General features: G+C 45.8%; 13 protein-coding genes. 4 read left to right on the plus strand and 9 right to left on the minus strand.

The genetic code is table 11. The annotated features are described in order from the left end of the window. Positions 1-280: 280 nt before the first annotated feature. Together hupB and BM359_RS00785 are read left to right on the plus strand one after the other, a co-directional pair. On the plus strand, positions 281-553 hold the full coding sequence (gene hupB, locus BM359_RS00780; RefSeq protein WP_011234253.1) for a nucleoid-associated protein HU-beta: 273 nt from the start codon (positions 281-283) through the stop codon (positions 551-553). Between the two features lie 153 nt (positions 554-706). Continuing rightward, positions 707-2,578 (plus strand): SurA N-terminal domain-containing protein, encoded by a 1,872-nt coding sequence (locus tag BM359_RS00785; protein WP_054486998.1) that lies wholly within the window; start codon positions 707-709, stop codon positions 2,576-2,578. A gap of 72 nt (positions 2,579-2,650) precedes the next feature. On the opposite strand, the gene BM359_RS00790 is transcribed toward BM359_RS00785, so the two are convergent. Genes BM359_RS00790 through BM359_RS00815 form a run of 6 tightly spaced genes read right to left on the minus strand, consistent with a single transcriptional unit; the run spans position 2,651 to position 9,559 of the window. Further along, the gene (locus BM359_RS00790; protein WP_054487000.1) at positions 2,651-4,369 is read right to left on the minus strand and encodes a BatD family protein; all 1,719 of its coding nucleotides are present in this window, start codon (positions 4,367-4,369) and stop codon (positions 2,651-2,653) included. Further along, positions 4,363-6,195: a vWA domain-containing protein gene (locus BM359_RS00795; protein ID WP_054487002.1), complete on the minus strand. Its 1,833-nt coding sequence runs from the start codon at positions 6,193-6,195 to the stop codon at positions 4,363-4,365. Before BM359_RS00795 ends, BM359_RS00790 begins: the two co-directional genes overlap by 7 nt. Beyond that, entirely contained in the window at positions 6,192-7,175 is a 984-nt protein-coding gene (locus BM359_RS00800; protein ID WP_054487004.1) for a vWA domain-containing protein, read from the minus strand. The genes BM359_RS00795 and BM359_RS00800 overlap by 4 nt, the downstream gene beginning before the upstream one ends. After that, positions 7,168-7,644, minus strand: coding sequence for a DUF4381 domain-containing protein (locus tag BM359_RS00805; protein ID WP_054487006.1), 477 nt, complete (start codon positions 7,642-7,644; stop codon positions 7,168-7,170). The genes BM359_RS00800 and BM359_RS00805 overlap by 8 nt, the downstream gene beginning before the upstream one ends. Next, positions 7,644-8,603, minus strand: a complete 960-nt coding sequence (locus tag BM359_RS00810) for a DUF58 domain-containing protein (protein WP_054487007.1) — start codon at positions 8,601-8,603, stop codon at positions 7,644-7,646. Before BM359_RS00810 ends, BM359_RS00805 begins: the two co-directional genes overlap by 1 nt. Next, complete coding sequence (locus BM359_RS00815; protein ID WP_054487009.1) at positions 8,603-9,559, minus strand: AAA family ATPase; 957 nt, start codon at positions 9,557-9,559, stop codon at positions 8,603-8,605. Before BM359_RS00815 ends, BM359_RS00810 begins: the two co-directional genes overlap by 1 nt. A 211-nt stretch (positions 9,560-9,770) precedes the next feature. Here BM359_RS00815 and fadI point away from each other — a divergent pair, with 211 nt between their 5' ends. Beyond that, the gene (gene fadI / locus BM359_RS00820; protein WP_054487011.1) at positions 9,771-11,081 is read left to right on the plus strand and encodes an acetyl-CoA C-acyltransferase FadI; all 1,311 of its coding nucleotides are present in this window, start codon (positions 9,771-9,773) and stop codon (positions 11,079-11,081) included. Next, complete coding sequence (fadJ, locus tag BM359_RS00825; RefSeq protein WP_054487014.1) at positions 11,081-13,207, plus strand: fatty acid oxidation complex subunit alpha FadJ; 2,127 nt, start codon at positions 11,081-11,083, stop codon at positions 13,205-13,207. The genes fadI and fadJ overlap by 1 nt, the downstream gene beginning before the upstream one ends. 21 nt (positions 13,208-13,228) lie before the next feature. Here the strand turns inward: fadJ and BM359_RS00830 are convergent, their stop codons facing one another. The 3 genes from BM359_RS00830 to BM359_RS00840 form a co-directional block, all read right to left on the minus strand. Then, positions 13,229-17,101 carry an EAL domain-containing protein gene (locus tag BM359_RS00830; RefSeq protein ID WP_234972445.1) on the minus strand — a complete coding sequence of 1,291 codons (3,873 nt, stop codon included), beginning with the start codon at positions 17,099-17,101 and terminating at the stop codon, positions 13,229-13,231. A 105-nt stretch (positions 17,102-17,206) separates the two neighbouring features. Continuing rightward, positions 17,207-19,915 carry an insulinase family protein gene (locus BM359_RS00835; protein ID WP_054487016.1) on the minus strand — a complete coding sequence of 903 codons (2,709 nt, stop codon included), beginning with the start codon at positions 19,913-19,915 and terminating at the stop codon, positions 17,207-17,209. Between the two features lie 30 nt (positions 19,916-19,945). Further along, positions 19,946-20,296 carry an outer membrane protein assembly factor BamE gene (locus BM359_RS00840; RefSeq protein WP_054487018.1) on the minus strand — a complete coding sequence of 117 codons (351 nt, stop codon included), beginning with the start codon at positions 20,294-20,296 and terminating at the stop codon, positions 19,946-19,948. Between the last annotated feature and the right edge of the window lie 58 nt (positions 20,297-20,354).

Raw genomic sequence — 20,354 nt, forward strand, 5'->3', positions numbered from 1 at the left:
TATTCCAACGCTAGAATGCGGTCTGCGGATGAGAAATCATGCCTCAGACCGCATTTTTTCGTTAAAAAGTGAGTAAAAAGGGTTTTCAATCGAAACGACTGTGGTAGCCTAGAGTTTAAAGCTGATTCAAATGTATGACATAAGAACAGCTGGATAGGAAAGCCATTTGGACATAATGGTGCTTGAACAATTAAATCAAGCTTGATATAACCGTTTTGGCCCATTTAAATCCGAATGGAACCACGGAAACTTGATAATAACAATCTAAGGGGATGATACTGTGAACAAGTCTCAGCTTATTGACAAAATCGCGGCAGGTGCAGATATTTCTAAGGCTGCTGCTGGTCGTGCTCTGGACTCAATGATCGATGCAGTAACTGATGCTCTAAAAAAAGATGACCAAGTCGCATTAGTTGGCTTCGGTACGTTTAGCGTACGTGAGCGTTCTGCTCGTACTGGTCGTAACCCTCAAACGGGTGAGACTATCCAGATCGCTGCTGCTAAAGTACCTTCTTTTAAAGCAGGTAAAGCACTGAAAGACGCAGTAAATTAATTAAAGCGCATTAGCGCTTTTTTTAAAGAATAATAATAGTAGCCCGAGGTTTATAAAACCTCGGGTTATTTTTTTGTATGAATGGTGAGTTTTAAGACGAATCACCTTATAATGTGACGTCGTTTATTCAGGTTAAATAAGGAAAGCCTTATTATGTTAGAGCGGATTCGGGAAGGCTCGCAGAGTTTTACTGCTAAGGCCATTCTTGTGTTAATCATTCTAACTTTTGCATTGGCAGGTGTTGGCGGTTATATCACCGGCGACACAGAAGATGCTGTTGCAAAAGTTAATGGAGAAGAAATTCCTCGTAGTGACTACGATCGTGCTTATGAAAACGAACGTAGCCGCTTACAAGAGCAGTTCGGCGATATGTTTTCTGCCATTACTTCCGATCCGGAATACATGCGTAGTTTGCGTAGCAGAGTTCTGGAACAGCTTATAGAACAGGAATTACTCGTACAGTACGCAGAAGACAGCGGAATGCGTGTGGGATCAGAGCAGGTTAAAGCAGCAATTCGTGATATTCCTCAGTTTCGCACCGCCGGACAGTTTGATAACGACGTCTATTTAATGGCGTTACGAAATGCGGGCTATAGTCCGGAAGCTTTTGCTAAAGTTATGCAGCAGGACATGACCCGGAATCAACTTTTGCGGGGCTTGTCTCAGTCTGAATTCGTTTTGGAACCTGAGGCTTTAGCATTTTTGCGCTTACAGAACCAAACGCGTTCTGGTGGGTTTCTGGTAGCAAATAACGAGTCTTTTGAGGGCCAGGTGGAAGTTGCTGAGTCGGATATCGAGACCTTTTATCAGCAAAACCAGGACATGTTCCGTACGGAAGAGAAGTTGAGCGTTGCTTATGTTGAGCTTTCTTTAGCGGCTATTGAGTCTGATATTGAAATAGCCGATGAAGAAGTACGTGAGTATTACGAACAACGTCAGCAGCAATACGCAACCGAAGAAGAGCGTCGCGTGTCGCATATTCTTATTGAATTCGACACAGAGAACGCTAAAGAGAAAGCTGAAGAGGCGTTGGCCGAACTGGAGCAGGGCGCCGACTTCGCTGAGGTAGCGCAAACCTACTCTGATGATACTTTCTCTGCGGAACAGGGCGGTGACCTTGATTGGGTCGAAGCTGGCATGATGGACGAAGATTTTGATGCCGCTGTTTTTGCGCTGGAAAACATTGGTGATTTATCTGAGATTGTTGAAACCAGCTTCGGTTATCACATTATTAAGCTGACTGATTTACGTGAAGGTACGGTAACACCATTCAGTGAAGTCGAAGACGAAGTTCGCCAACAGCTGTTAGCAGAAAAAGCGGAAGACCGTTATTTTGAAAAGCAGCAGAAATTGGCTGAAATTAGCTTTGAACAGCCAGATACTCTGGAGCCTGCTGCTGACGAAATTGGTGCTACAGTTCGTCGGACTGACTTATTCACTCGTGAAAGAGCGCCAACACCTTTGAGTGATGACGTCATTCTCAATAACCTGTTTTCAGAACAGTTAATTGAAGAGAAGTTAAACAGCGACGTAATTGAAACCTCTGATGATCGTTCTTTGGTTGTGCGAGTGACTGAACATCAACCGGTGCGGGTAAAAGATCTGGACGAGGTTCGCGAGCAGATTGTTGCAGAACTTCGTGTAGAGAAAGCTCAGGAATTAGCACTGCAACAGGCGGAAGAGTGGATGCAGGCCTGGCAGTCGGGCGAAGAAACCAGTGGCGAGATTGTCTGGGTAGATAGCATTACCCGGAACAATAACGAGCATCCAAGAGCTATTGTGCAAGAGCTGTTCTCGATGTCTCCGTCTGCTACTGCCGATGAAAACACCTTTACCACGGTCGCGCTTCCTAATGGCGATGCTGCAGTGGTTGCATTGACAGAATTTAACCCGGGTAATGCAAACGAAGAGCAGCTTGATGAGCTGCAAAGTCAACTGCAGAACCGCCAGGCACAAGTGATGTTACAAGCTTTCATTAATAATCTGAAAAGTGATGCAGATATTCAGCGTTTATCGACTCGATAAAGTGTAACGCTCATCGAAAATAAAAAAGCTCAGACTTGAGAAAGTCTGAGCTTTTTTTGTTTTTCGTTAGTATTATTTGCGTCCGTAAAGCTCCGGTAAGACATTATCTTCTGTCGTATCAGATAACCTCTCTAAAGAGGACTTAACGTCTTTATACAGCTTCTTGCCTTCCCGCCAGCTGCTGCTTCCTGGCTGATACAAACTCTTTTGGAGAGCAGCACAGGAGCTTTGTATTGAAAGGTACTGAGATAATTCCGTTAAACTATTAAAGGTTCGGTTAAAATACCGGTTTGCCCATTCAAGCAATGCAATTTGGGCTGCATGGGCATCGTTTTTACTGCAGGCCTGTTGAAACTCTCTCCATAGCTTATCTTTGTTGAGCTGGTGGGCCGTTTTAGACGTCTCTTCTACCGCACCTTCTGATAATGATTGGCGACGCATCAGCAGGAAAAGATTGGTAGCTAACGATGCCAGTATAATAAGTCCTAAAAGGGCAACGAACCAACTTTGCTGCCACCAAACCAGGGCGACTGAAGGCTTCGCAGGTTCAACCGGTTTTTCTTCCGCACTTTGCTTTTGCGGCGCTGCTGCGCCACTGGGTTGATTTCCCTCAGGGATTGCTTGCATACCTTCAGCCATAGCGACTGAAAACTTCAGGTCATCAGTTTCAGCTGAGGCTGCCAGCCCCGTTTTGGTATTGAACCATGGAACTTCAAGCGCCGGGATGCTCAGCGGACCCGGTTGATTCGGTACAATTGCGAAGCTGACGGTCTTTTGTGAAATAACAACACCGTTGCGCGTAAACTGGTCGGTTTCGTCGCCATCAGGGTACACTCTTACCGTATCTGGAAACTCAGGTTTTATTTCCGGCAGTTGCTCTGGCTTTACGCCAATAGCGGTTAACATGTATGAAATAGTCAGAGGTTCACCAACGGTGTAGGTTTCCTGCTCTGGTGAAACCGACTGAGAGATACTGACTAATTCACTCGGTAACCAATGCCCCTGCCAGTTAGCCGGAACAGGTTTGACGTTAACATCTATTGTTTCTGCTATTGTGCTAACGGGCTGAGTGTTGGAAAACGAAGAGAATATTGAGCGTTGTCCCTGGGTAAAGACTTCTCCATCAAAGCGTGCCCCAGTGATACTTAAGGGACCTGATTTGCTGGGCGTTATTTGATAAACCCGCTGATAAACCTTGTAGCGGCGGCCATTAACCATCTGTGTACTTTCTTCATCTCTGCCTATTTGCTGAACATCTGCATTTTCAGCTTCCGGAGGCACTAAGTTACCTTTGTTTAAGTCTGCAGCGAGAAACAGCCGGGCGACATAGGTAATAGGCTGTTGCAGATAAACTTGCTCGCTATCCACCTGAGCTTCTAAAAAAGCCGTTTCTTGTTCTTTTTCCTGACTGCTTCCGGCTTCCAGTACCTCTATGGTTATCGGCTGAGACGATACACCGCCAATGGTAATTTCCGGAATTTTGTATTCGCCCGCAGCTTGCGGAATTAATACGGTAGTAAACCGTGTTTGCTTGCTGAGTCTGCCGTTTATCATTGATGTTTGACGGCTTACAGAGGTTCTTCCGACGACAAAGTCTTTTAGTAACTTAGATGGGGAGAAGCTGTCATTTCCAACGTCACCGTCGACGGTCACTGTCAGCACAAACGACTGGTTAGCGGTGACGGGATTCCGGTCGACCGTTGCAGTAACTTCGGAAACATCGGCGCGAGCAAGCTGACTCACAAGCAATAGACTGATCAAGAAAAAAGTGTGTAGCCATACTCTTACCATTTTTTATCTTCTCCCTGCGGTTCTGAAGCTCTACGCTGACGACGACGCTGACTTTCCAACAGCATTTTGTTACGCAATAGAATACTCGGGTCATCCGGAACTCGGTTCATCCATTGCTCCAGCTGCTGTGCCTTTTCAGGATCAATTTCACCTTCTCTCACCTTTTCCTGAAGTTGTTGTGTGGACTCTTCATCATTTTCTGCCCCCTCATTTTCAGAGCTATCCTGTTGTTCTTTTTCTTCAGTCGGTTCTTCTTTTTGGTCTTTTTTCTGTTCAGGTTGGCCATCTTCCTTACCATCTTTACCAGGATCTGGCGGACCATCGTTATTATTGGACTCGTTGTTTTGCTGGTCTTGCTCGTTACCATTTTGTTCCGAGTCATTTTTTGACTCGTCGTCTTGAGAGTCGGACTTTTCTGATGATTCTCCCGAACCATCAGATGAATCAGAGTCTTGTTCTTTTAGCTGCTCGACCAGCTGCTTGTTTTCCACTGCCTCTGACCAGTCAGGTCTTTTCTCCAGAGCCTTTTCGTATGCTGCGATGGCCGCATCATATTGCTGTTGCTGAGCTAAAGCATTACCCAAGTTGTACTGGGCTTCGGGAGAAGAATGTTGAGCAAACACATCAGCAGCGGCCTCATAGTCACCATTGCGGTATAAGGCTGACCCTTGCCGTAAAGGATCTTTGCTTAGGTTGGCGGCTTGTTCATATTGCTCTTGTTGATAAAACCTTTGAGCACGTTGTTCTTGATTAAGGAAGTACTTCTCAAGGGTTGGCTCCTGCGCTGCATGAAGCTCAGGACTAAAACTCACTAGTGGTAAAAGCATAGTGAGCATAATGGGGCTGAACAGACCGCTACGACGCCAGTTTAATAACATAATAGGAAGAATAAAGAGCGCGACATAAGGCCCCATATCTCGCCATGCATCGCCTTGTTGCTGATCGTCGCTGTCTTTCCCTTCACGTGTAAGCGGAGGCTGATTGATCAGTTTCTCAATATCACGATTGTCAGCGGTGACTGACGAGAATGCACCACCAGTAATCGAGGCTAAATCCTCCAGTCGTGATGGATAAGTCTTAGCTATGATAACTTGATTATTCTCTTTTAAGAGTCTTCCGGAGCTGTCTCGTATTGCGGCGCCTTCTTCTGTGCCAACGGCCAATATTGAAACGCGGTGCTCTATTGAACGTAGGTAACTGCTTAACGGATTGAGATCACGGCTGGTGATACCGTCTGTCAGCCAATAAATATCGCCTTGTGGGTAACCGGCGTTTCTTAATAGCTCATCAGCCAACTGCAGTGCAAGCAAAGGCTCACTGCCTGCTGCCGGCATGATTTCCGGCGACAACGACGGAATCAAATTCATTAAATTCCGATTGTCGGCCGTAAGAGGACTGATGATAAAAGCATCATCGGCGTAAGCAATAAGCCCGGTATCTCCGTCAAGACCTGCTCGTACTAAGTCAATGGCTTTATACTTCATTCGGGTCAGGCGGTCAGGGGATATGTCATCGGCAAGTAGTGAAGGAGACATATCCATAATAACGACCTGGCCTGACTCAAGCTGATAGACTGGCTGTGGTAGCCTTTCCCAGGTTGGGCCAGAGAGTGCGAGTGTGGCTAAAATACCAATAATCAGAAACCGGTGAACCGGCCATAGCGATGGCTTCGATCCCGACTTTACCAATACCTTTGATAAATGCCCGGGTAACCATTGATGCCAGCCAGCTTGATGTACCTGACTATAAATAAAGCGCCAATATAATAGCCCTACAGGGATTAATGCCAGTAACCACCAGGGGCGTAATAAATGAAACTCGCTCATGAACTTTTCCCCCAGGGGCGGTAATGCATCAAAGCAATGAGCATAAATAAAAGAAAGCTTGCACCCAATGGCCAATAAAAAAGGCTGACTCTGGGTCTAAGTTGTTGTGGGTCGCCAGCAATAGGCTCCAGTTGGTCAAGTCGTTGATAGATATCCTCAAGCTCGTCAGTGCTGCGGGCCCGGAAGTATTTACCACCGGTTTGCTTAGCAATACTTTGCATCAGCGGAACGTCCAGATCTCGGCTGGGATTGACCCGTCGTTGTCCGAAAAAGCTGTCCACTACCACCTCTTCGGCTCCAACGGCAATTGGATAAATCGTAACATCGTAAGCTTGAGCAAGTTCAAGCGCCTGCTCCGGAGTCAGGTTACCGGCCGTATTCTGACCATCCGTTAGTAAAACTAATACTCTATTTGACTCGTCGTCGTCCCGAAAACGCTTAACAGACAGAGCAATAGCGTCACCGATTGCTGTGCGCTCTCCGACTAAACCCAGTACAGATTCATTCAACATTTGCTTTACGGTATTACGGTCGTAAGTCATTGGAGTCTGTAAATAGGCTGTATCGGCAAAAAGAATCAAGCCTAGTCGGTCGCCTTCACGACGCGCAATAAAGTCACTGAGTACGTGCTTAACCATGGTTAAGCGGTCGACGGAACGTCCGTCAAGCTGCATATCGGCAATTTCCATACTGCCGGATAAATCGACAGCCAGCATTATTTCGCGGCCTTCTGCACGAACCGCGAGTGGTTCGCCTAACCATTGTGGTTTAGCAACAGCTGCTATTAGCATCAGCCAACATAAACTCATAAGGGAAAGCCATAACCAGCGTCTGCCAGAACCCGGGCTGCTTTCTGCAAGACCATAAGTGCTGGGGAGTCTTATGGCTGAACGGTTCTTACGAACAGGCGGTAACCACTTCCAAACAATAAAAGGTAAGGGTAATAAAAGAAACATCCATGGCCAGTCAAATTCAAACATCACTGACTCCCGGTTGTTTGCTCAAGTCCTTACTCAGCCAAAGGCGAGCAAGTTGGTAGTAATTTTGATTGAAATCATTGTCTTCAGTACCGTAAAAGTTTTTATCGGCTTGTTGAAGCAAAGGTTCAAAAGATGCCCTTTCATTATTGGATAAGGGCGCCAGTAGAAAAACGAGCCAAGTGCGGCTGTGTTTCGTAGCGACAAGTTCGCGAGGATAATACGCCAGTGCCGCTCGTTTAAGCAGCACCGTTATTTGTTCGATATTTGCATCTTTTTGCTGTAATAACTGTTTCATTGCTGCTTTACGTACTTTGGACTTTTGCCAGCGGCGAAACAGAACGGTCGCTAGCACCAACACACCTGCCAGTAGGGTTGCTACTACAGCGATAGTTAGCCAGGAGGGGGGCCACCAGCCAGCCTGACCTGGTTCAATGATGTCATTAAGCTGCTTTAAAGACGGCTGCTGCATCAGGTCACCTCCGTCCATTGTTGCTCTAGTGGCAGGGCACTTGATACTGAGGTTAATGACAGTTTGCGCTTACGGAACGCTTCTTGAATACTTTGCCAGCGCTTGAGTGCTGCCTGGTGATAAGTTGCTCTTTGCTGGGTGTTAGCCAGGTTCACATTAATTTGCTGCTGGCCATCTGTGATAGCCAATGGATGAGATGAATAACCTTCAGGTAACTCATGCTCCATGGGGTCATAAACTGAAAAACAGCGAACCGAATTGTGTTGAGAGAGAACGCGTAAGCCATCCAGAAAGTTTTCGCTGGCACCATAAAAGTCACTAATGACATAAATGGTACTGCCGGGCTTAACTAACTGTCGTAAACGCTTTAAATTTTCTTCAAGCGCATTCGGTTTCTGTTTTTCTTTGTTTTTCCAACGCGTAAAGCTGTCGCCGTGAACTTCAAGCAGTGCATGACATAAGCGTAAAACGCCTTTTTGGCGGGCAACGGGCTTGAGCTCCTGATGCAACCAACCATTACCCACTAAGCCGCCAATGCGGTCGCCTTTATGCTGGGCTTGCCAGGCAAGAGCGGCAGCCAGGTGACAAGCTTGCACTGATTTAAAAATAAACTGACTACCGAAAAATTGAGTCAAAGGTAGGTCGACCCAAATAAATACAGGGCGCTCTTTCTCTTCCCGGTAAAGCTTAGTGTGTGCTTTACCGGTTCGGGCGGTAACTCGCCAGTCAATAGAGCGGATGTCATCACCGGGCTGGTAATGCCGTACTTCATCAAACTCCATACCTCTGCCGCGACTTTTACTGAGCAGTGGCCCAGTCTGGCTTGAGCGCGGAAGGCTTTTATGATGACGGGCGAACGCATTTATTTTACTGCGATAATACAGCAGCTCATGAATGCCGGGGCTGATTCCGTCACAATGCAATTGTTTTAGCCATTGTTCTACTTCGGCTTTTAACATTATGGTGCCGGTACAAGTTTTAAAATCGTGTCCAGAACCTGATCGTGCGACACACCGTCTGCTTCAGCTTGATAGCTTAGAATGATTCGGTGGCGCAAGGCGTTATGAAAAACGCTAATAACATCGTCAGGCGTTACGAAGTCGCGACCATCGAGCCAGGCTTTGGCTCTGGCACAACGCTCAAGAGCAATGGTGGCACGAGGGCTGGCACCATAGCCTATCCATTGAGCCAGGTTTTGGTCGTATCGCTGCGGTTGTCGTGTTGCAATAATCAGCTGGACCAGATAGTTCTCGACGGCCTCATCTAAATACAGTTGCAAAACTTCCTGGCGTGCATTGAATAAGTCTTGTTGAGTTAAAGGCACTGGCTTGTCGACATCTCCGGATAACGCTTCCCCGCGAGTTAACCGCAGTATTTGTTGTTCTGTTTCAGCATCGGGATAGTCCAGTTTCAAATGCAGCAAAAATCTGTCCAGTTGTGCTTCTGGAAGAGGGTATGTGCCTTCTTGCTCCAACGGGTTTTGCGTGGCTAAAACCATGAAGAGGTCAGACAGTGGATAACTGCGCTGGCCGACAGTAATCTGCCGTTCAGCCATCGCCTCTAATAAAGCCGATTGAACTTTGGCGGGGGCGCGGTTAATTTCATCAGCCAGAATCAGGTTATGGAACAAAGGGCCTTGTTGGAACTCAAACTGTCCAGTTTCGGGACGAAAGATATCGGTACCGGTTAAGTCGGCCGGTAAGAGGTCAGGGGTGAATTGTACACGGTGAAAGTCGCCCTCTATGCCTCTTGCTAAAGCCTGAACCGCTCTTGTTTTGGCAAGGCCGGGTGGTCCTTCAACCAGTAAGTGACCGTCGGCCAGAACGGCAATTAACAGATTTTGAGTAAAATCTGGCTGTCCAAGAACTTGTCGGTTGAGATAGTTTTGTAGCTGTTGAAACGCTGTCGCGGTCATGTTTACTCCAGGCTGTCGTTATCGGCGAAAACTGACTATGCTGTCAGTACCGCATAGCAATGACAGTAACAATGCTGCCTTTGTTCCGAATTTTCAATCTATACAGCATACTTTACCGAAAACGGTGGTTTTAATCTGCTCTATTACGGGCTAGAATTTGTAACATAATTTGTGGTCAGACCAGTATTGGTTTACGAAGTGAGGAATTATTATGACAGCAGCGCAACGCTTGCTAACCGTTAATGGTGAACGAATTGCCTTTGTAGCAGGCTTAAGAACGCCATTTGCTAAGCAGGCAACAGATTTTCATGGGGTTCCGGCCGTCGATCTTGGAAAGATGGTGGTTCAGGAACTTGTCAATAAAACCGGCATTGAAGCTGAATGGGTTGAGCAACTGGTATTTGGACAAGTGGTCCAGATGCCTGAAGCTCCGAACATTGCGCGTGAAATTGTGCTTGGTACAAGTTTACCGGTGAAGACAGACGCTTATAGTATCTCCCGAGCTTGCGCTACGAGTTTTCAATCTGCGGTAAATATTGCTGAAGCAATGGTCGTTGGACATATCCGTGGTGGTATAGCTGGTGGTGCGGACTCGTCGTCTGTATTACCTATTGGCGTGAGCAAACGTCTGGCCAGAGCTTTGGTTGATTTGAACAAAGCGAAAACTCTGGGGCAGCGGTTGTCTATCCTGAAGCGTCTGGGCTTTAAAGATTTGTTACCCGTACCACCTGCTATTGCTGAATACAGTACCGGCCTTAGTATGGGTGATACTGCGGAGCAAATGGCAAAAACGCATAATATTAGCCGCGCAGACCAAGATGAGCTAACGGTAAGGTCTCACCAAAAAGCTCATGCTGCCTGGGAGGCTGGCTGGTTAAGTGACGAAGTGATGACTGCTTACCCTGAGCCTTATAAAAAGCATTTAAGTCGCGATAATAATATTCGTGGCGAAAGTCAGGTCGATAAACTGGCTAAATTGAAACCGGTGTTTGATCGCAAGCATGGGTCAGTAACTGCCGCAAACAGCACACCTTTAACGGATGGTGCTTCAGCAGTCCTGATGATGACTGAAAGCCGGGCTAAAGAGCTTGGTTTACCAGTGTTGGGCTATTTACGCAGCTACGCTTTTGCCGCTTTGCAGGTTGAAGAAGATATGCTGATGGGACCGTCCTATTCAACACCGGTTGCGCTTGACCGTGCAGGCATGACGCTTAACGACTTGGATCTTATCGATATGCATGAAGCGTTCGCAGCGCAAACCTTGGCGAACATGAAAATGTTTGCGAGCGACAAGTTTGCGAAAGATAAGCTGGGTCGTGATAAAGCCATTGGTGAAATCGATATGGATAAATTTAACGTGCTGGGCGGCTCCATTGCTTATGGTCATCCATTTGCCGCCACCGGTACCAGAATGATCACGCAAACTTTGAATGAATTGCGCCGTCGCGGTGGAGGTGTTGGTTTAACGACAGCATGTGCCGCTGGTGGTTTAGGTGCAGCAATGATTGTGGAGACAGAATAATGAGTCAGGATAAAGCATTCACTATGGAAGTGAGGGACGACGGAGTTGCAGTAGTTACAATAGACGTCCCTGGTGAGTCAATGAATACCTTAAAAGACTCATTTGCAGAAGAAGTTGGTAGTTTGATGAATCGCTTAGAGAGCGATGATTCAGTGAAAGGCGTTGTGTTTATTAGTGGCAAGCCCGGCTCTTTTATTGCTGGCGCTGATATTAACATGATAGATGGCTGCGAAAACGCGGTCGATGCAGAGAGTCTGGCAAGAAAAGGGCAGGCTATGTTCGATCGTATTGAGCAGTTGAATGTACCTGTGGTTGCAGCAATCAACGGAGCTTGCTTAGGCGGCGGCCTCGAGTTAGCCATGGCATGTCATGTGCGAATTTGTACTGATAACAGCAAAACGGCGTTAGGTCTGCCTGAAGTCAAATTAGGCTTGCTGCCGGGCAGCGGTGGTACCCAGCGACTACCGGAACTGGTTGGTGTTCAGCAAGGACTGACCATGATACTGACCGGTAAGGAGCTGCGTGCTAAGCAGGCTAAAAAAGCTGGTCTGGTGGCGGAAGTTGTCCCACAAAGTATTCTTTTAGATGTGGCCGTAGAGCACGCGCTGAAGCGCAAGCCTAAGTCGACGAAGCCGCCGCTTAAAGGCATGAGTAAGGTATTAGAGGCCACTCGGTTTGGTCGTGACATTATCTTTAAAAAGGCTGGTGAGCAGGCTCAGAAGAAAGCTCACGGCAACTACCCGGCAATTGATAAGATCATTCAGACAGTTCGCGAAGGTGTTGAGCGCGGTCGTGAAGCCGGTTTAGACAAAGAAGCCCGTAGCTTTGGTGAGTTGGCAATGACACCGGAGTCTTATCAACTGCGTCAGATTTTCTTTGCTACAACAGAAATGAAGAAGGAAACCGGCGCAGACGGGGTTGAGCCTGATCCGGTAAAACGGGTTGGTGTCTTAGGCGGTGGTTTAATGGGTGGAGGTATTGCTTATGTCACCGCGGCTAAAGCGGGTATTCCGGCGCGCATAAAAGACATTAGCGAAGACGGAATTAGCAACGCTTTACACTACAGCTATGAGCGCCTGAACAAGAAGGTTAAGCGCCGTCATATGCGCCGTGCAGAGCTTGAAAAGACTATGTTGATGTTGAGTGGTTCACTTGACTATAGCGGGTTTGAGCGCACCGACGTGGTTATTGAAGCGGTTTTTGAAGATCTTAATCTGAAGCAAAAGATGGTTGCTGACGTGGAAGAGCACGCCGCTGAGTCGACTATTTTTGCAACCAACACCAGCTCGCTGCCTATTACCCAAATAGCCGCTACGGCGAAGCGCCCAGAGCAGGTAATTGGTCTTCACTATTTTTCTCCGGTGGATAAAATGCCATTGGCAGAAATTATTACGCACTCAGGTACATCGGATAAAACCATTGCCACTACAGTATCCCTGGCTAAAAAGCAGGGGAAAACACCTATTGTGGTAAAAGACGGTGCCGGGTTCTATGTTAACCGTATTCTGGCGCCATACATGAACGAAGCGGCGCGCCTGCTGTTAGCTGGCGAACCTATTGAGCACCTGGATAAAACCCTTGTGAAATTTGGTTTTCCGGTAGGCCCTATAACTTTACTTGATGAAGTAGGTATCGACGTTGCGGCAAAAGTGGCGCCGGTTTTGGTGAAAGAACTGGGTGATCGCTTTGAAGCGCCTGATGCTTTTGAAAAGCTGATTGATGATGACCGCAAGGGCAAGAAGAATCAAAAAGGCTTTTATCAATACGGTAAGGGTGTGAAAGGCAAACCGGTGGATACGTCAGTTTATTCTTTGTTAGATATCGACCCTAAACAAAGTAAGTCAGCTGATGAAATTATTGATATTTGCTTGCTACCGATGCTGAATGAGGCGGCTTACTGCCTGCAGGAAGAGATCATCCGCAGTCCGCGTGACGGTGATATTGGTGCAATTTTTGGCATTGGGTTCCCACCTTTCCTGGGCGGTCCTTTCCGTTATATGGACAGTCAGGGCCTTGAAACAATAGTGAACAAGCTTGAGAAGCTAGCCTCGGAAAGAGGTGAGCGATATACCCCGGCACCGTTACTTAAACAGATGGTGGAGAACGGCTGGAGTTTTTATCAGTAACGGATAGAACCAAGCTGAGATTTATACCTGAGCAGCAACGTTGTTGTGCTGCTCAATAAATTCAATTAATGCGTCAGCCGGCATAGGCTTCGCATAATAAAAGCCTTGAATGTATTCGCATTTGAGGCTTTTTAATGTCTGCAACTGAGCTTTTGTTTCAACCCCTTCTGCAACCACTTTTAACCCCAGGTTATGAGCCATAGCGATGATAGAAGCAACCATATTACGGTCTTTGTCGTTAACAGTAATGTCATCGACAAAGGCCTTGTCGACCTTAAGACTGTTCATTGGAAAACGCTTTAGGTAAGACAGTGACGAATAACCTGTTCCGAAGTCATCCAGTGCCAGTTTGACGCCCATATCGGATAAGTTTTCCATCATCGTAATTGCGCGTTCAGGGTCACTCATTACCATGCCTTCCGTGACTTCGAATTCAACATGGCGAGGGTGTAAGTCTTCTTCTCGCAAAATTTGCTCAATTTGAAGCGCCAGACTGGATTGCATGAACTGACGAGCTGACAAATTGATTGCAATACTTTTTGGTGAGCCCGGGTAAGTCATGAACTTTTTCATATCACGGCAGGACTGACGTAAAACATCCTCACCCAAAGGAATTATAAGCCCGGTTTCCTCAGCTAACGGAATAAACTCCGCTGGGTTAATCATAGAGCCGTCACTACTTTCAATGCGGGTCAGGGCCTCAAGGCCGGCAATGTGACCGGAACTGATTTCAATTTTAGGTTGGTAATACACTCGAATATTATTGGCTTTTAATGCCGCTCTCAGTTCATTCTCCAATTTCAGTCGTTTAACTGCGTTTTCGTTCATCGACTGACTGAAGAATTGGTAGCAGTTTCCGCCACGCTGCTTGGCGTGATACATGGCCATATCGGCTTTCTGTAAAAGCTCTTGTGACGTCTGGCCGTCGTGAGGGTAAAGAACAATACCAATTGAACTGCCGATGACAATTTCCTGATCCTGAATTAAATAAGGCTCTGCTACTTTAAGGTTTATTTGATTACCCAAATCGCCGATTAAATTAATATCGATACTGTCTTCAATAAGGAGGCCAAACTCATCACCGCCCAGACGGTAAAGGGTATCCTGTCTGCGGCCTATATCCATTAACCGTTCAGCAACCTGGCAGAGAAGCTCATCACCTATTTCGTGACCTAGAGAATCATTAATCTTTTTGAAATCATCCAGGTCAAAGAGTAATAAGGTATGAGAGACCTTCTTCCGAACCAGATTAGAGTGGCTGACCTGGAAATACGAGCGGTTCGGTAACCCGGTCAAAGTGTCCGTATTAGAAAGACGACGCAGTTCATTTTCTGTATGTCGCCTTTCAGAGATATCAGAGAAGCTAGCAACAATAAGGGATACCTCGCCGTTATCATCGCGAACGGCGTCCATAGTAAGCTCCATCAGGAACTCACCACCATTCGCTTTTAAGTCGGTAACTTCACCACGCCATGTTCCATCTTTTATGACGGCACGCTTTATTTGATTCACAAAACTTTCAGGGTAGCAGGGTAAAGTTAATGCTTGCCCCAAGACTTGCTCGCGCTGAAAACCACTAATACGTTCGAACGCGTTGTTGACCTCGCGCTTACGGAAGAAGCGGTCAAAAATACAAATGCCGTCAGAAATATTGGTAATTGATGACGCCAGCATATTAATGCGCTCTTCGGAGCTAACCAGATTGCTGATATCGCTTAAGGTGCCATACATGATTTTATTTTGACCGTCGCTCTGCAATCGTCCCCGGTCCATTACCCAAAGCCAACTTCCCTGGTTGTCCAGCCTGTATGTGCATTCAAATACCTCGGACTTTCCTTGCAGGTGATCATCGAGACTGTTCTGTAAGCGCTGTAGGTCCTCAGGGTGAATATTTGACTGACCGCCGGAAAAGCCAATTCGCTTCCCATCAATAGGGAAAGCAGGGCAACTTTGCCAAATATTCTGACGAACGAGTTCACCAGAATTTAAATTCCACTCCCAGCATTGATAGTTGCTGGACTGTAGCCCCTGTGCTTGCCTTTTGTATTGAGTAAGCGTTTGTTCTAATACTAACTGACGTTGACGACGGACTAACCAATAAATGACTAAGCCCATCAGAATAGCCGTTATATACGCTCCCCAGGCAATAGGGCTCTGCCAAAGCGGAGTCATTACGTTGAGTTGTTTAAAAGTGGAAGGAGACCAGTTGCTTCCGTCATAAGACGTCTGCACTTCAAACCTATGGCTACCCGAGGGAAGAGACGAAAGCTGTACAAAATCCTGACCTTGTTCGAGATACTGCCACGCAGTTTCGTCGCTGTTTAATTTGTACCGATAAGAAAGATACTCATTTGCTCTGGAAAATGGCAGGCTGAACTTATTTAAGTAGCTATTTTCATTTACTTTTTTGACATCAATATGTATCGGGTGTGGGAAAAGTGGACGGCTTTCGAGAATAAGTTGTTTACCAGAAACCTGACCAAATTCACCTATCTCTATTGCTTCTGTTTGCGTATGCAGCCACAGAGACTTGCCAAACTGAGTTAAGCTGGCGGGTTGAGAAGACAGCTTAGCAACATTCAGTTGCTCCCAATTTTTCTCCAGGATGTCATACCGGTAAACCGCTTCAGTTTCAGTGGTCAGAACATACAAGTAGTTCGCAAAAAGCTCTATCTCTGCGACTTGAATGTTTGCGTTTGGGTAATGGTGAAGCTCAGAAATTTCCTTCTCGCGTGTGTCATAAAATAAGACACCTAAATTAGTCGCCAGCCACCAGTTACCATTTTTGTCTTCGGTTGACGCCGTAACTTGCTGCATCAGTTTAGGTGAACCAATGTTCTTCGTTTTCTCTGTATGCCGGAAGGTATGTGCTAACGCAGAAGGAGCAAAGGGACTTTCTATCTGAAAAAGTCCTGAATGTCTGGATATAGAGAAGATATCTCCCCGGGCAATCTGGCTGGTCTTTGTAGTGGGAATATCATGCAACTTAGTGAGTTTCTCATTAGACAGTTTGTAAAGACCTTGCTTTGAACTGAACAATATCTCATCACTGGCTGATAAACGCATACTAATGATATCGCTTAACTCGCTGAGATAATTGGGGATTGGCTCTAAACGAAAATCGTCATTCAATATGACCAGACCAACGTTGGTTACCAACCAGAGTTGCTGCTGATAGCGCAACGCGGAGTATAGCTCGTTTCCGGGAATTTGTTCCGTTATAGGATTTTGCTTATTGAGGGAAAAGACTTCTCTGGAGAAGCCATCCCAAACGAATACACCGTCTTTTTCAGTACTTAACCAATACCAATGCTTGCCGGAATAGATGTAGTTAACCTGCTCAATGGGCTCAGCGTTATAAGTTAAGTTAAGCTGTTCAAACTTATTAGCCTGCGCATTATAGCGGTAAATAAAACGTTCTGTCGCAACGAGTAAACGACCATTTTTATCTTCCGATATCGAGCTGATATCTGACTGAGTCGCTGATTTATACCCGGGGAGTTTAAATATCTCTGGTGTAAAGGACTTTAATGACAGTCGAGCCAGTCCTTTCTCTGAGTTCAGCCAAAGAGACTCTGATTTATCAAAGAAAAGCTGTTTTATGCTAACCGAGAGCACATTCGTTGCAGGTTCATTGGTTGCTGAGTAATTATAAAATTGAGTGCCGTCAAAGCGGCTCAGCCCTTCCTCAGTTGCAATCCATAAGAACCCATTGGGGCCTTCAGCACTATCATAGATATGATTATCAGGTAAGCCGTCTGAAAAAGACCATTGTTTAACAGTAAAATCATCAGGAGTTTCTTGTGCAGAAACATTAGGGCTATAGCTTTGTAATAACAAAAAGCATAGCAAAAGCGCAGAGCGTAATGTTCTGATAAAAAAAGTAAAGATCACGAGAAACCTAATGAGTGGCTACTTAAGCAGCTCTTTATTGTTAATATATCGTTAAGATAACGAGAGAGCAGCTTACTGTCAAAGGCTATTCTACTCGCTCTGAGCTTAGGTTTGAAGTCTCAGTAGTTGCGTTTTGTCACTTAGACGCTCTCTTATTCTTTCAAGCCATTCGACTAACTGACAGTGCTCCAACGCTGATAATAACTCTTGTTGACGGTTAAACTCAGTATCTGCAAGTTGAATTGCCCCCCAGAGTCTTTGGCTGCGCACGCGTAAATTTCGATCGATAGTTCGTATTTGTTGTCTCAGTACTGATTTCGCGTGATGCCATTCTTTTAAGGTTAAATTATGAAGGTCTTCCAGTTGTTGAGCGATAACCTCTTGCATTGCCTGGTAAATTTCATCGGCACTGTATTCATGCGACTGTAAGAAGAAGAGAATACCGGGCAACCGCTGTACCGGGAAATACTGACTGCCTGCAACATAACCAAGTTGACGCTCTGTTCTTAGTTCCTGAAATACAGACTGGTGAATCAGTTGCTGTAAAAGCATGAAACTGATTTGTTCCATTGATGTGTCATCTCTTCCCTGGTAGTAAAGAAGCAGGGCAGTATCTGAATGCTCAGAAGGGACTAAGAGTTGCTGCGAAACAAAATCCCGTATGCGCTTTATGGGAGCCCGCTTAATCGAAGCACTTCTCGAACTAGGTAAATTAGACTTAATAAGCTGCCCAAGCTGTAAAGCGTTTTCTTTTTTCCAGTCGCCGTGTGCAAACGCGGTAACATGAACAGGGGAAAATAACTTAGCGATTTCAACCGTAAATTGACGAAAAGAGACCGGCTCTAGCTCACAGGCTAAATCGTGCAGCCTGAACAAACCGAATTGCAGTTGCTGGTTGAGCTCAGCAAAGAGTTTATTCAAAGGTTGGTTCTGATGGGCGGAGTGCCAGTTACTTAAAAGGCTCTGCTTAAGATCGTGCCATCTGCGTCTTGCAAAACGCGTTTTTAAAGCGCGCTCAATAAGGTGCTGCATCAAAGGAATTTGCCCTGCCGACAAGCCCGTTGTATGAATGGTAATGCCGCTTTGGGTTGGGTATATATTAAAATGTAACCCTGCGACTTCTGCATCGTAAAGGTCATCATTTAAGGCGTCTATCATTAACTCGGACCATAAGCGGGCAATGGCAAAATTAAAGGCCGAGTTGGTGACGGCCGGTAATTTTAATGAAAGATAAATATGCCCTTTAGGAACTCTGAAGTCACGATCCTGTAAGTGCCATAACTGGAGTTGAGGGCTATCTTCAATCAAGTTTGGCAGGGAACCACCGGCTTCCAGCTCTAATGGAGCAAATCGTGAGTTGAGGAAACGGTTAGGTTTGGGTAAGCCGCAGCAAAAGTTTTCGGGCGTTGATGAAAACAGCTGGTGCTGAAGCTGACTAATTGCTTCTATGGCGTACTCTGTATTATAAATAGGTGCGACTCGATCAGTCTCAACATCAGGAGCAACTAAGGTAATACGGGCATTTTGTGCCGTCATTTCTTGCAATAACCGCTTTGCGTAGACGTGATTCAATCCGTCCATACGGTAATCACCGTAGAGCGCATCTTCCTGTTTATAATGAAAAGCGTTAACGGAGAGCTGATTAGCTAATTCGCCAACCGGGGTGGGCTCCTGATAAAGAAAGCTCATTTCCGTTGTTATACGGCGCTCTTCATAGCGCCAGTCAATAACACCTTCCGCTTCTATTTTTCGAATATACGCAAAAATCCATTGCACGATATGACTGGCATTACGGCGGCCAGAGCTTGTCAGCTGTAAGTTAATATTAAAATCTTTAAAGTTACTGCCACTGATTCCGCCACCAGCAGAGAGAGAGTTAACCCAGCCTTTTGAACGTAACGCATTAAACAGGCTTCCAGGGCCTTCGTAACCTAATAAGTGAGCGATAAAACTGGTGGTCTTATGAGGGTAATCTTCGTCAATACTGGGTAAAGGCAAGGTCAGAATAAGCCGGTAGGCTACCTTGATAGGCTTTACTTTAATCCATACACCTTTCTGCTCATTAAGATAAAGAGGAGCTGTAATTGGCTCTTTGGGGCCGCTTTCCTGCTTAATATCAGAAAAGTATTGTTGCGCTAGCCGAGTTAGCTCATCAAGCGACTGCGGTCCGGCAATGACCAGACGCATTCTTTGAGCAACATAATGTTCGTTAAAAAAGGCTTTCAGTTTACTTTTTAAACTGCCGTGCTTGTCATTTTTGAGTGTATTAAGGTTACCTACGGAAAACTGGCTAAACGGATGTTCAGGGTTAGCCGTAACTTTATGAACCTGATAAAGACGACGGAGTTCATCATTTTGCTTTAAACGGAATTCAGACTCAATTGACTGAATTTCTTTATCTATCCAGTTATCGGACAGTAACGGCTCTTTCAACATTGAGGCAAAAAACTCTAACGAACGTGATAAGGCGTTAGCATTGCAATCAAAATGAAAGTTAGAAAACTCAGTACCTGTCCAGGCGTTGTGCTGCCCACCATGCAAGTTGAGAAAGTGGCCAAAAGCAGAGGGCTCAGGGAAGGCTCGGCTGCCTAAAAATAGCATGTGTTCCAGAAAGTGGGCTAACCCTTGAGTATGGTCTGGATCATCGAAGTGACCGGCGTTGACGGCGATAGAAGCCGCAGCTTTGGGGCTATCAGGACAATGAACCAACAACACCTTAAGTTGGTTGGACAGTGTCAGGTGTTGATAGTCTCGTTTGTCTCCAGAACTGCGGACAACACGGACGACCTCATCAGTGAGTGAAGAGTTCGCCATAATTCTCCCTGATATGAATTCTAAATCGAGTTATTGATCCAGTGGCTGCTCAAAGTTTTCTGGTTTATCAAAATCACCTTTAAAATCCTGCAGCTGCTTGTTGTTAAAGGTTAATACCAATTTTTTGCGGAAATCTTTGCCAGAATTTGGATCCATATTGTAGAGATATACCCAACGGTCAGAATCAAAACTGTTCTCAGCAACCGGGTTTCCTAATACGAAAATAACTTGTTCTTCGGTCATTCCTACGCGTAATTTATCGACATCTTCTTGCTCCAGATAATTTCCCTGGGGAATATCAATACGATATACCATTTTATCGAGCAACGAACAGCCACTTAAGCCAATAATGGCAACCAGCAAAACTACAAATCTTGACATGAAATACCTATTAAAATTAATCATAATTGATTGTATTGGCGTTGATGATAAACAATGA

Source organism: Idiomarina abyssalis (assembly GCF_900116625.1).
Taxonomy (GTDB): Bacteria; Pseudomonadota; Gammaproteobacteria; order Enterobacterales; family Alteromonadaceae; genus Idiomarina; species Idiomarina abyssalis.